Here is a 13,497-nt window from a genome sequence, read left to right as displayed (position 1 = left end):
AACAAAGCCCCAGCTTGTGAAAGTCGGGGCTTTGTGCGTAAAAAACAGAAGGTGTGCATTTTGACACACCTTCTTTTATTATCCGTTAACCTTTTTGTAATCGGCCAGGAACTTTTCTAATCCTATATCTGTCAATGGATGGTTTAGAAGACCTTTAATGGCGGATAACGGGCAGGTTACTACATCTGCTCCCACTTCCGCACATTGTAATATATGTAAGGTGTTTCGGATGGAGGCGGCAAGAACTTGTGTCTTGTAGTCATAAGTTTGGTACAATTCTACAATTTGTGCAACCAGTCCTACACCGTCATTGCAAATATCATCCAGTCTGCCGACAAACGGAGATACATAGGTAGCCCCCGCCTTTGCCGCAAGTAATGCCTGTCCGGCAGAGAAAACCAGTGTACAATTGGTACGGATTCCTTTATTGCTGAAATATTTGATAGCTTTGATGCCGTCCTCAATACAAGGAACTTTTACTACAATGTGTGGATTAAGGGCTGCCAGTTCTTCACCCTCTTTGATCATTCCTTCGTAATTGGTGGCAATGACTTCGGCGCTGACATCTCCATCCACAATATTACATATCTCGATGTAATGCTTATGTTGGTTCTCAACTCCCTTAATACCTTCTTTAGCCATTAAAGAGGGATTAGTAGTTACACCGTCCAGTACGCCCAATGCGTTTGCTTCGCGAATTTGTTCCAGATTAGCTGTGTCAATAAAGAATTTCATAACTTTTTCTTTTAGATAATTAAAATCAGGTTAGCAATAGGCTGCTAAGCTACTGATATTAACAATGATAAACAAGCAAATGTTCCGATTTATCTGTTATGAGTTCTTTTTATAACTGAACACGGCCCAACCGTTCAACATGATAGCCATAAAAAGCAAGGCAATAAATTGCATGATCAAGTCATCGAATCCGCTTCCTTTCAAATAGACCATACGTGTCACTTGTATAAAATATTTCAAGGGATTGGCTATGGTGATGGCTTGAGCCCACTCAGGCATACTGTTGATGGGGGTGAATAATCCGCTCATCAGCATGATGATAATCACAAAGAAAAACATGACAAACATGGCCTGCTGCATGGTTCGGGAATAGTTGGAAACTACCAGTCCCATACCCGAAATGACGATAATGAACAGCAATGCGAAGAAATAAAGCAGCCATAAATGACCGGCCGGAACCAGACCATAGACTAACCATGCCAGAATGATACTGATTGTGAGGATCAGCATGCCGGCTACCCAGTAAGGAATCAGCTTGGCCAGAATGAAAGTGAACTTGCTTACAGGAGTCACATTGATTTGTTCGATGGTTCCGAATTCTTTTTCACTCACAATATTAAGAGCAGGCAGAAAGCCGCATAACATCATCAACAATTGCGCCATCAGTGCCGGAACCATAAATACCTTATAATCCAGATAGGGGTTGAAACGTCCTTGGGTATCTATTTTTATCACTGGGGAGGGAGAAATAGAGCCGGAATGGGAAATCCGGATTTCAGTGGCATAGGCATTCACTATATTACTGAGGTAGGAACTTCCCAACGTTCCTTTCGTTCCGTTTACGGTGTTGGCTGAAACCAGTACTTTTGCTACACCGGTTTTCAGCAAATCGCGTTCAAAGTGTGGCGGGATTTCCAAAATGAGGTCGGCATCTCCTTTTTCAATGCATTGCATTGCTTCCTGATAGTTGTTTGATACATCTATCAGATGAAAATATTCGGAAGCTCCCACTTTCTGTACTAATCGGGTAGAATAGGGGCTGCGGTCATTATCCACTATGCTGAGATTCATATTTTTGATTTCGAAGTTTGCGGCCCAAGGCAACACCAGCAGGATAATACAGGGAAATACGAGTAGCATCCGCGGAAGCATCGGGTTGCGCAGTAACTGCTTGAATTCTTTTTCTAATAAATACTTTATCATATCTTCCGGAACTTATTCTAATCGTTTGTTAAACTTTTTTAGGCTGATGATTAAAAGGACAACAGCCATCAGCATAAGTATACCCATTTCTCTCTGTGCATAACTGATACCCAATCCTTCAATCATGATTTTCTTGATTCCGACAATATACCATCTGGCAGGGATGACATTTGAAATCAGCTGTAAAGGAAGAGGCATATTCTCGATGGGGAATATCATGCCGGAAAGTAGAACGGTAGGCATCATCAGTACCATTCCCGAAAACAGCATGGCTTCCACTTGGGTACGGGCGATAGTGGAAACCAATAATCCCAACAGCAGAGATACTACGATGAAGATCCATGAGAGCAAAGCCAACGAAAAAAGACTGCCTGCTACCGGAACATGTAATACATAAACAGACAGCAACAGAATTGTAACCAGATTGACGCATGACAGCACAAAGTAAGGTACCATTTTGGCTATAATCATCCATAGCGGACGTACGGGAGATACCAGCAATACTTCCATCGTACCGGTTTCTTTTTCGCGGACAATAGAGATGGAAGTCATCATGGCGCATATCAACATTAAAATCAATCCCATTACTCCCGGCACAAAATTGTAGGCGCTTTGCATACCCGGATTGTACAATAACTTTATTTGGGGGATAATCTGTATGGGTGATTGTTGTTGCATGATCCGGCTTTGCTGATAATCTGCAATAATATTGGATGCGTAAGAGGTCAGTATGGTAGCATTGTTGGGATCGGTGGCATCGGCTATCAGTTGTACTCGGGCTTTACCGGTATGCCGCAGATTGTTATCGAAACCAGCCTCAAACACAATGATCAGGTCCGAACTGCTTTTCCGGAGTGTTTCCTCTATCTCGTTGTTGTCATACAGTATCTTGTTGACATTGAAATAGTCACTGGCATCCAGTTTGTCGATGATTTGCCGGGTGGATACATCTTTTGAGAAATCCAGCACAGCTACTTTTACATTCTTTACTTCGGTGGTGATGGCAAAACCGAAAAGAATAATTTGTACGACAGGCATACCTAATAATATCAGCATCGTCCGGAGGTCCCGGAAAATGTGATAGAATTCTTTTCGCACGAATGATATAAATTGCTTCATTCTCTTTTTTCTTTATCTTTTTTTCAACTTCTTACAGCCTTGCGTGCCAACTGTCTGAATACTTCATCCATATCTTGGGCATGAAACCGTTCTTTTAACCGTTGTGGGGTGTCCAGTGCTTCGATTTTTCCATCCACCATCATTGAAATCCGGTTACAGTATTCCGCTTCATCCATATAGTGGGTGGTAACGAAGACGGTGATTCCCCGTTCTGCCGCCTGATAAATCAATTCCCAGAACTGACGGCGTGTGGCAGGGTCTACCCCTCCTGTCGGTTCATCCAGAAAAACGATCTTCGGCTCATGGAAAATAGCTACCGAGAAAGCCAGCTTTTGTTTCCATCCCAGGGGAAGTGACCGGACCAATGTGTTTTTCTCATTCAAGAGCCCTAATTGTTCCAGCACCTTGTCTGTTTTTTCAGCGATCTCCTTGTCACTCATTCCATAAATCCCTGCATATAGCCGGATGTTCTCCCATACTTTTAAATCTTCATACAGTGAGAACTTCTGGCTCATATATCCGATCTTCTTTTTAACCTGCTCGTATTGCGTGGCTATGTCAAAGCCCGCTACTGTACCTTTTCCCCCGGTAGGTTGTGATAAACCGCATAACATGCGCATGGCTGTTGTTTTTCCGGCACCATTAGCACCTAGGAAACCAAAAATCTCTCCCTGTCTCACTTTGAATGAGATATGGTCCACTGCCGTGAAATTGCCGAATTGTTTGGTCAAGCCTTCTACTTCTATGGCGTATCGCCCGGTGACTTGCGGCTCATTAAAAGAGAGCCCTTCAGGAGAAAGGATCGAACTGAACTGTTGAAGAATACGGTCCGGAGTGTCAATGCCTTGAATCTTTCCTTCACGGATAAATGCAATACGGTCACAGCATTTCATCTCGTTCAGGTAAGGTGTTGCCGCAATGATGGTAAGACCTTCTTGTTTCAATTTCAGCAGCATGTCCCAAAACTCCTTTCTGGATACAGGGTCCACACCGGTGGTAGGTTCGTCCAAGAACAGTATGGAAGGCCTGTGAATCAATGCGCAACTCAGAGCCAGCTTTTGTTTCATGCCGCCGGATAGTTTTCCGGCACGCCGGTGTTTGAAAGGTTCTATTTGTTGGTAGATACCCTTTACCAATGCGTAGTTCTCCCGGATAGTGGTATTGAAAAGCGTGGCAAAGAAAGTGAGATTCTCTTCTACGGACAAATCCTGGTATAAGGAAAAACGTCCCGGCATATATCCTGCCTGCCGGCGTATCTCTTTGTAATTCTTCACCACATCCTGCCCGCAGACTTCCGCTTTTCCTTCATCGGCTAGCACCAATGTGGTGAGAATGCGGAAAAGAGTAGTCTTTCCTGCACCGTCCGGTCCGATAAGCCCGAAGATTTCTCCCGGTTTCACCTCAAAGCATACATCTTTCAGGGCTTGAACTTCACCGTAGCTTTTGCTAACTCCTTTGACAGAAACGATATAATCCATTGTCTTATTTATTTCTTCATTTCTCCGTACATGCCTATCTTGATGTATCCGTCATTCTTTACTGCTATCTTTGTGGCGTATACCAGATTGGCGCGTTCGTCACGTGTCTGGATTGTTTTAGGGGTGAATTCCGATTTGTCTGAAATCCAGGTGATTGTCCCTTCGTATTCCCGGCGGTCATCTTTCCCTAAATCAGAAAACACTTTTACTTTATCTCCTAATTTCAGTTGGGATAATTGATCGGCGGTGATATAGGCGCGTAAAAAAAGATGTTGTACATCCGCCACTTTAAATAAAGGTTTTCCTTGCGTGGCCAGTTCCCCGGCTTCGGCATATTTGGCCAGTACTGTTCCGCAAATCGGACTGGTAATGTGACATTTGCGAAGCTGGTCATCCAGTTGGGCTACTTGTATTTCGTAGGCCGAGCTTTCTTCTGTGATACTGGCATTGCCGCGCTGAAGCGTAGAGATCTGTGCTTCCAACTGTTTTTTCAGAACGGCAATCTGGGAGTCAATATCATCTATTTGTTTTTGGGTGGCGGCATTTTCCTTCAGCAAGTTTTCTGTGCGTTTTCTTTCATATTCGGCTTTGCCGATTTGTTCTTTTGTGGCAGCTATCTGTTTATTGATGTCCGTGCTTTTGCTGGCTATCGCTTTACCGCTGGCCAGTAACTGCATCTTTTTCAAATAGAGTTGTAAGGTATCTATGCACCCCACTTCTTCCCCGGCCTTTAATAACTGTCCTTCTTCTATGTTGAATTGCATGATCTTGCCATTGGCTTCGGAGGATACAATTACTTCGGTAGCTTCAAATGTACCTGATGCATCATAGTCGCCTCTCTTGTTTCCGCAAGAGGATAAACCGAGCAGAGTGGCGGCAAGTAAGATATATTTATTTGTTCTCATATTGGTTTGTTGTATATTTTAATTCGTAAATGGCTGACAATAACTGAATTTCATGCAGGATTTTATCCTGCATGGCAATGTTCTCGGCTGTTACTTCACGTAACATTTCTGTAACGGTCAGTGTTCCGTTGGCAACTTTTGCTTGGGCTGATTTTTTTATGTTGTTACGTAGGGTGATAATCTCCTCATCGTTCTTCATCAGTTCCGTCAGTTTCTTAATTTCACTGTTGTTTTGAGTGATTTCCAGATGAGTGTTAAACAAGAACGTTTCTTTCTGTACGTTCACATCCTGTTGATTCAGTATTAATTGGCGAGATTCATTCTTACGAGTATATAGGTTGCCGAAGTTCCAGGAAAGGCGTACGCCTGCTACGTAATAGGCCGAAAATTCATTTTTCAGCATATTCAGTCCCGGGTTGCCGTATGCGCCTTGCACGAATAAGTCTAATCGGGGGAGGTTCTTGGCGGTAAGTTGTTTACGTTGCGCCTCCAGTTGCTGGTTCTGTACCGCAAACAAGTTAAGTTCCGGACGTCGGATGAATTCTGTAGAATAGGCTTCTCCTTTATATAATAAGGCATTTACATCTGGTTTCTTTAGTGTGTTTTCGGTTAAAGGAGTAGGGTGGTTAATCATGATCTTCAACATCTCGCCGTAAGCACGATAGGTGGCTTCCAGAGTATGACGTTGCTGTATGTTGTTCAATTGTTCCACTTTTACAGCATCCAAATCGGCTTGATTGGCAATGCCATTCTTTACATATGCTGCAACATTGTCATAATTCCTTTGTAATTCTTCCTGCATAAGCTGGTTTTGCTTCAATTGCTCTTTCAATAACAGGATGCCAAAAAAAAGTTGGTTTACCCGTTCGTTGATGGCATACATGTCCACTTCCAGTTTCTGTTTGTCTACTTCGGATGTGGCACGGGTTACCTCTTTCCGTGCCCGGATGTTACCACCGTCCCATACCACTTGGTCCAGTTGCAACATAGCTTGGTATTGATCCTTGCGTATGCCGCGAATATCAATTCCGGGCAGGTCAACGGGTATTTCCGTTACATCCGATTGATAACTGGCTTTAGCGGACAATGAAACCTGTGGCAGATAACCCTTGCCGGCGTTAGAGATGTTGTATTCTTTCGTCTTTTCAATCAGTCCGTACCGTTTAATCAGCGGATAATGCGCCTGGGCTTGCTGCTGACACTCTTCCAGCGTGAGTTCCTGTGCATTCAAACAAATGGGACTGATGCCGAGAAGAAAGGTTGTGAGAATGAATAACCTTTTCATATTCTTAATCTGCTTAATATGATTTCTACATTTTCTTGTTTTCTGCGTTCCATATATTGATGATATTCTTCACCTTTTTCTTCTACAAACAATTGTATCAGTGGGTTTGCCACAAAGACAAAGATATTGAGTGAAATGGCGCTGACCATTAAATCTTCCGCCTTGACGGGGCGTATTGTGCCCTTCTTTATTTCCTCTTGCAGTGACCGGTCGAGCAGACTGATTGCTAACCGGAAATTAGGGAACAAGGTTTTACGGCAAATTTCTTTTCCGCATTCATTGGTCAGAATCTCCCTGTATATAAATAAAGGTAGTTCGGGATTAGCAGTCAAAAGGTCGAAGTGTGCTTCAATGAAACATTTTATTTTCTCCAAAAAAGGCAGTGACTCATCTACACGAGAAAGAAATGTATCGGCCAGTTGCCTGGCTTTTTCTTCAAATACTTTGTTGAACAGATTCTCTTTTGTACGGAAATAATAATGCAGCATGGCATGGGTTACACCAGCCTCCTTAGCTATTTCTGTTGTTTTGCTTCCGGAGAATCCTTTCTTAAGGAATTCTTTTTCAGCAGCTTTTAATATGGATTGTTCTGTATTGCTCGTTTCTTCTTTCATATTATCATTTTTGTTTAACAGGATTGTTAGTAAACGCAAATGTATAAGGAATCATTGGAAACAACAAACAGATGAGATAAAAAAATGTGCTTTCTGTTCTTATGAAATGTTTTTTTCAAGGAAAGCTAATCTCTTTTTTGAGGCAGGTTAAGGCTTTTCTTTCTGTTGTGTTCTATCTCCATAGGCTTTGGAGTTAACTCCAAAGGCTGCGGAGATAACTCCAAAGGTTATGGAGATAACTCCAAAGCCTATGGAGATAGAAATAGAACGGCCGGAAAGCCTTAGCCTTCTTGGTAGAAAGCCTTAGGTCTGCCAATGAAAATACTTAGCTGTTTTCCCACCTGTCAGGTTGGGCCTCTCAGTAACACTATCGTTTGCCATAGGGGGGGATGGAGGCGGGGTATCACAAGGTGATAATGATTAGTATATAATAAGGTATAAGCTCTAAAAGAGCACAGACATTCCACGGCGGATATATTCTCTTTCCATATCTTCCGGTTTCAATATCTTATTGTCAAAGACCAGCAAGTCAATATCCAGTTTTACCACCCCTTGAGCCTTGTCTTCGGGAATCCGTCCGCTGCGTCGTTCCAATTCTTTAAACAAATCACGAACGGAATCGGGTGAAAGCGTAGTGCTGAATTTTGCCAGTTGATTGCTGAAAGGGGAGTGAAAGCCGCTGCCAACAGCTTCCGTTTCCATCATCTCGCCGAAATGAATGTCGGGAAACGTGGTGCGCAATGCTTCCCGTGCAACCGAGAGTTGCGCGTAACGGTTGGTATTAGAGCCCATACAAAGCAAACAATGGTGTTCGTCCATAACATTTATTGCATTAATGGTGCAAATGTATGAAATGTTTTTGTTACTTTTGCATGAATATATAAAAGAAATGCTACCATGAAATTTATTGGAATTATTCCTGCAAGATATGCCTCTACACGTTTTCCTGCCAAACCTCTGGCCGTCTTGGGAGGCAAGCCTGTGATTCAGAGAGTCTATGAACAAGTGTCCGGCATATTGGATGAAACATATGTAGCGACGGACGATGAACGCATTGAATCCGCCGTAAAAGCTTTTGGCGGAAAAGTGGTCATGACCTCCGTTCACCATAAAAGCGGCACAGACCGTTGCTATGAAGCGTATACCAAAGTAGGACGAGGATATGATGTGGTTGTAAATATCCAGGGTGATGAACCTTTTATTCAAAAATCACAGCTTGAAGCCGTGAAAGCTTGCTTTGAAGATCCTGCCACACAGATTGCGACTTTGGTGAAACCTTTCATCCCGGATGACGGGCTTGAAGCCTTGGAAAATGTAAACTCTCCCAAAGTAGTAGTCGGTAAGAATATGAATGCTTTGTATTTCAGCCGTTCCATCATTCCTTTCCAGCGTAATGTGGAGAAGGAAGGCTGGCTGAAAGGGCATACTTACTATAAACATATCGGTCTGTATGCTTATCGGGCCGATGTACTGAAAGAAATAACTTCGCTTCCACAATCTTTGCTGGAGCTGGCTGAATCGTTGGAGCAGCTTCGTTGGCTGGAAAATGGTTATACTATTAAGGTGGGAATCAGTGAAGTGGAGACAATAGGCATTGATACGCCTCAGGATCTGGCACGTGCCGAAGCATTTTTAAAACAAAGGGAGGGGGAGTAAATGCTGGACAGAACCACCCCACCGCCAATCCGCCAACTAAGCGAATTCAGTATAACCCGTCCCGACAGGAGGACGATGAAGAACGGGATGCCTTTGAATATCATTCATGCGGGAACCGAGGATGTTGTACGTTTCGATCTTCTGATAGGAGGCGGACAATGGAATCAGGAACAGCCGTTGCAGGCTATGTTTGCCAACAGGATGCTGCGTGAGGGAGCTGGGAATTTAACGTCTTCACAGATTGCGGAGCGATTGGATTATTATGGAGCCTGGCTGGAGTTATCTTCTTCCGTGAACTATGGATTCATAACACTTTACTCTCTGAATAAATATTTTGCCCGCACGCTGGCCGTCATATCCGAGATGATAAAGGCTCCTACGTTTCCGGCAAAGGAACTTTCCGTGGTGGCCGATACGAACAAACAGCAATTCCTGGTGAACAGCACCCGGGTGGAAATGATCGCCCGAAAGCAGCTGAATACAGCCTTGTTCGGTCCGGAGCATCCTTTCGGGCGCTATGCGGTAGCGGAGGATTATGACCGGATTACCCCGGAGGTGCTCCGTTCGTTTTATCGGAAATATTATCATTCGGGCAATTGTTCGGTATATATTTCGGGAAAGGTCACATCGGAAATTATCCGTTGTATAGAAGATAACTTGGGAAGTGGACAATGGGGGGAAGTGACGGAAAAAGCAAAGACAATGCTTGTTCCTCCGGTTACCACCAAAGAAAAGCGTATCTTTATAGAACGTGAGGATGCACTTCAAAGTTCCTTGAAAATGGGATGTTTCGTAATGGACCGTCATCATCCGGACTTTTTGAAGGCACGTGTCATGGTCACTTTGTTCGGAGGGTATTTCGGGAGCCGTCTGATGTCCAATATCCGTGAAGACAAGGGATATACATACGGTATCGGCGCAGGCATTGTGTCCTATCCGGAAACGGGAATACTGACTGTCAGTACCGAGGCGGCCAATGAATATGTGGATTCTATCATAACAGAAGTTTATCGGGAGATGGACAAATTGTGTAATGATCTCGTTCCTCAAGAAGAATTGGAAATGGTGAAGAACTATATGCTGGGCGATTTATGCCGGTCGTACGAGGGACCTTTTTCTTTGTCTGATGCCTGGATTTATATAGAAACGGCAGGGCTGGACGAACGCTTCTTTATCCGTTCGCTGGATGCCATCCGGGGAATCACCAGAGAAGAAATACGCATATTGGCTCAAAAGTATTTCTGCAAAGAAAACTTAATAGAGGTCATTGCGGGTAAAAAAGTGTAATAACCTATCATGTCCAAAGATAGAAAATCGTATCTTTGGCATAAATCTTATCTATTATAAGTAACGAACCAATGAAGAAATACGTATATATATTATTGCTTTTGGCATCGGTCAGTACATTGGCCACCGCTCAGATAAAAATCGGGAATTATACTTTTAAAGACGGGGGCGAATATACCGGAGAACTGAAAGGCAGAAAACCAAACGGTAAAGGAAAAACAATCTACAAGAACGGAAATACCTACGAAGGGGAATATATAAAAGGTAAACGCGAGGGGAACGGGACATATACGTTTCACGATGGAGAAAAGTATGTGGGGCAATGGTTCCAGGACCAGCAACACGGCAGCGGAACCTATTATTTTATGAATAACAACCGGTATGAGGGTATGTGGTTTACCGATTATCAGCAGGGTGAAGGCACTATGTATTATTATAACGGAGATGTTTATATAGGTAACTGGTTTCAGGACAAACGTAGCGGAAAGGGTACTTATACCTGGAAAGCAGGAGCCAAATATGAGGGCGAATGGAAAGAAGACAAGAAAAACGGACAGGGTGTTATGGTATGGCCCGACCAGTCAAAATATGAAGGCGAGTGGAAAGATGACGCACGTGACGGAAAGGGGACGTTTTACTATGTCAACGGTGACAAGTATGTGGGTGACTGGAAGGATGACGTGCAGCATGGTAAAGGCATTTATTACTTTCATAGCGGTGACCGTTACGAAGGTGACTACGTGAACGGTGAACGTACCGGGCAGGGTATTTATATACACAAGAATGGTGACAAGTATGTAGGGCAGTTCAAGAACGGCGAGCAGCATGGGACCGGAACCTTTACATGGGCCAACGGTGCTGTGTATGAAGGGCAGTGGGTGAATAACCAGCGCAGCGGTAAAGGACACTATATCTGGGCGAACGGCGATGACTATGAAGGTGAATGGAAAAACAACATGGCCGACGGTGAAGGCACTTTGCGCACGGCTGACGGAACCAAATACAAGGGGCATTTCGTAAAAGGAAAGGAAGACGGCAAAGGTGTGCTTGAAGATAAAAACGGAGTACGCTATGACGGATTTTTCAAACAAGGGAAGAAACACGGCGCTTTTGTGGAGACTGACAAGAATGGAAATGTAATCCGTAAAGGTGTTTATAAGTTTGGAACGCTGGATGCGGAACAAAAATAAGAATATAATGTTGGATTTAGAGAAGATAACGTTGAATGTACGTGAAATAGCACTCCGGGCGGGTGCTTTTCTTCGTAATGAGCGTAGCGGTTTTGACCGTAGCAAGGTAGAGAAGAAAAATGCTCACGACTATGTGTCGTATGTAGATAAGGAATCGGAACGCCGTATTGTGGCCCAACTTCGGGAATTGCTTCCCGAAGCAGGATTCATTGCCGAAGAAGGTTCGGGCAGCCTGACTACGGAAAACTATTGCTGGCTGGTAGATCCGCTGGACGGAACCACCAATTTTATCCATAATAATGCTCCTTATTGTGTGAGTATCGCCCTTCGCAATAAAGAAGAACTGCTGGTTGGGGTGGTGTATGAGGTATGCCGCGATGAACTTTACTGGACTTATAAAGGAGCGCCTTCTTATCTGAACAACAAAGAAATACATGTGTCAGATGTTTCTGATATGGACGAAGCGTTTGTGGCGTTAGGCTTTCCATACGATTCGCAAAAGTATAAGCCTTTGGCGGAGCATATCGTGCACGAGTTATATGGAAATGTGGGAGGCATGCGCCTGCAAGGAGCTGCTGCGGCAGAACTTTGCTATGTAGCTGCCGGTCGCTTTGAAGCCCGTATAGAAGGGCTGCTGGGACCGTGGGATATTGCTGCCGGTTCGATAATCTTGATGAATGCCGGTGGAAAAGTGACAGATTACAGCGGAGGGGGAGACTTTTATTCCGGTCGTGAAGTGTTGGCTACTAATGGAAAGTTGCATGATGAGTTTCTCAAGGTCTTGGGAAAAAAATAAATACTTCGCTTTTTTCTAGTTCGTTACAAATATATTTTGTAAGTTTGTCAAGTGAACACATGAACATAATGTAACATGGATGTATCTGTTATCTTTCAATTTTTAAAAGACCTGGCCGCAAACAATAACCGGGAGTGGTTTCAGGGGCATAAGGATGAATATCTGAAAGCTCAAAAAGAGTTTGAGGAATTACTGACAGCAATCATCGCCCGCATTTCGTTGTTTGACGAAAGTATTGTCGGTATTCAAGCCAAGGACTGTACATACCGAATTTATCGCGACACGCGTTTTTCCAGTGATAAGACTCCTTATAAGATACACTTGGGCGGCTATATCAACGCTCGTGGAAAGAAATCGGAACATTGTGGATATTATGTTCATATAGAGCCTGATAACTGTATGCTTGCTGGTGGAAGCTGGTGCCTGGAACCTAAAGTGCTGAAAGCTGTCCGCCAGTCCGTTTATGACAACATAGACGAATACAGGGAAATTGTGGAAGATCCTGCGTTCAAGCAATACTTTCCTGTTATCGGAGAAAATCACTTAAAAACGGCTCCCAAAGGATTTCCGAAAGATTTTGAATATATTGATTATTTAAAATGTAAGGATTATACCTGTGCTTATATGGTGCCTGATGCGTTTTTCCTTGCCCCTGACCTGTTGGACAAAGTAGAGGATGTTTTCAAGCAACTGAAGCGTTTTGCTGATTTTACAAATTTCACAATAGACGACTTTGAATGATAAAAGCAATATTTTAACCATTAAAATGAAATAATTATGGTAGTAGACAGATTAGAAAACTTAGAAAAGTACGCTTCATTGAATCCTTTGTTCGCTAAAGCAATGGAATATCTGAAGACTACAGACTTGAACGCTCAGGAATTAGGAAAAGTAAAATTACAGGGTGATGATCTGGTAGTAAACTTTTCTCAGACCAAGCCTAAAACTAAAGAAGAAGCAAAATTAGAAACTCATAATCAGTTTATTGATATACAGATTCCTCTGTCAGGGGTGGAAGTGATGGGTTATACGGCCCGTGAAGATCTTCCCGAAGCAGACTATGATGCAGATAAGGATATCTCGTTCTATCCGGGACTTGCCGAAAGCTATATTCCTGTAAAGCCGGGAATGTTTGCCATCTTTTTTCCACAGGATGCTCACGCTCCGGGAGTGTCTCCTGACGGTGTGAAAAAAGTGATCGTTAAAGTTTTGGTTTGAAAGAGAATAAC

General features: G+C 43.4%; 14 protein-coding genes. 6 read left to right on the top strand and 8 right to left on the bottom strand.

Annotation, left to right across the window (positions count from 1 at the left end):
• Positions 1-78: 78 nt before the first annotated feature.
• From fsa to AB5062_RS19335, 8 genes are all read right to left on the bottom strand, one after another.
• Positions 79-735 carry a fructose-6-phosphate aldolase gene (gene fsa, locus AB5062_RS19370; protein WP_005842067.1) on the bottom strand — a complete coding sequence of 219 codons (657 nt, stop codon included), beginning with the start codon at positions 733-735 and terminating at the stop codon, positions 79-81.
• Between the two features lie 96 nt (positions 736-831).
• A complete protein-coding gene (locus AB5062_RS19365; RefSeq protein ID WP_005852546.1) occupies positions 832-1,938 on the bottom strand; it encodes an ABC transporter permease in 1,107 nt (368 codons plus the stop codon).
• Positions 1,939-1,950: 12 nt separating this feature from the next.
• Entirely contained in the window at positions 1,951-3,057 is a 1,107-nt protein-coding gene (locus tag AB5062_RS19360; protein ID WP_005852544.1) for an ABC transporter permease, read from the bottom strand.
• A 23-nt stretch (positions 3,058-3,080) separates the two neighbouring features.
• The gene (locus AB5062_RS19355; RefSeq protein ID WP_074783376.1) at positions 3,081-4,535 is read right to left on the bottom strand and encodes an ATP-binding cassette domain-containing protein; all 1,455 of its coding nucleotides are present in this window, start codon (positions 4,533-4,535) and stop codon (positions 3,081-3,083) included.
• 8 nt (positions 4,536-4,543) lie between these two features.
• The gene (locus AB5062_RS19350) at positions 4,544-5,440 is read right to left on the bottom strand and encodes an HlyD family secretion protein (RefSeq protein ID WP_008668976.1); all 897 of its coding nucleotides are present in this window, start codon (positions 5,438-5,440) and stop codon (positions 4,544-4,546) included.
• Positions 5,427-6,725: a TolC family protein gene (locus AB5062_RS19345; RefSeq protein WP_057099193.1), complete on the bottom strand. Its 1,299-nt coding sequence runs from the start codon at positions 6,723-6,725 to the stop codon at positions 5,427-5,429. Before AB5062_RS19345 ends, AB5062_RS19350 begins: the two co-directional genes overlap by 14 nt.
• Complete coding sequence (locus AB5062_RS19340) at positions 6,722-7,339, bottom strand: TetR/AcrR family transcriptional regulator (RefSeq protein ID WP_005852536.1); 618 nt, start codon at positions 7,337-7,339, stop codon at positions 6,722-6,724. The genes AB5062_RS19345 and AB5062_RS19340 overlap by 4 nt, the downstream gene beginning before the upstream one ends.
• Positions 7,340-7,783: 444 nt before the next feature.
• Positions 7,784-8,158: a 2-amino-4-hydroxy-6-hydroxymethyldihydropteridine diphosphokinase gene (locus tag AB5062_RS19335; protein ID WP_005842059.1), complete on the bottom strand. Its 375-nt coding sequence runs from the start codon at positions 8,156-8,158 to the stop codon at positions 7,784-7,786.
• Between the two features lie 78 nt (positions 8,159-8,236).
• Between AB5062_RS19335 and kdsB the strand changes: the two genes are divergently transcribed.
• The 6 genes from kdsB (at position 8,237) to AB5062_RS19305 (ending at position 13,486) form a co-directional block, all read left to right on the top strand.
• Positions 8,237-8,995 (top strand): 3-deoxy-manno-octulosonate cytidylyltransferase, encoded by a 759-nt coding sequence (gene kdsB / locus AB5062_RS19330; protein ID WP_368326943.1) that lies wholly within the window; start codon positions 8,237-8,239, stop codon positions 8,993-8,995.
• Positions 8,996-10,282: a pitrilysin family protein gene (locus AB5062_RS19325; RefSeq protein ID WP_008668981.1), complete on the top strand. Its 1,287-nt coding sequence runs from the start codon at positions 8,996-8,998 to the stop codon at positions 10,280-10,282.
• 71 nt (positions 10,283-10,353) lie between these two features.
• Entirely contained in the window at positions 10,354-11,472 is a 1,119-nt protein-coding gene (locus AB5062_RS19320) for a phosphatidylinositol-4-phosphate 5-kinase (RefSeq protein ID WP_008668983.1), read from the top strand.
• A gap of 7 nt (positions 11,473-11,479) precedes the next feature.
• On the top strand, positions 11,480-12,268 hold the full coding sequence (locus AB5062_RS19315; RefSeq protein ID WP_005842051.1) for an inositol monophosphatase family protein: 789 nt from the start codon (positions 11,480-11,482) through the stop codon (positions 12,266-12,268).
• 75 nt (positions 12,269-12,343) lie between these two features.
• On the top strand, positions 12,344-13,009 hold the full coding sequence (locus tag AB5062_RS19310) for a DUF2461 domain-containing protein (protein ID WP_005842049.1): 666 nt from the start codon (positions 12,344-12,346) through the stop codon (positions 13,007-13,009).
• A 36-nt stretch (positions 13,010-13,045) separates the two neighbouring features.
• Complete coding sequence (locus AB5062_RS19305) at positions 13,046-13,486, top strand: YhcH/YjgK/YiaL family protein (RefSeq protein ID WP_005842047.1); 441 nt, start codon at positions 13,046-13,048, stop codon at positions 13,484-13,486.
• Positions 13,487-13,497 lie beyond the last annotated feature (11 nt).

The organism is Phocaeicola sp. RTP21359st1_B8_RTP21360_211022 (assembly GCF_040911965.1).
GTDB lineage: Bacteria > Bacteroidota > Bacteroidia > Bacteroidales > Bacteroidaceae > Phocaeicola > Phocaeicola vulgatus.
Note: the sequence above shows the minus strand (reverse complement) of the source record. Positions and strands in the feature narration are given on the sequence as shown.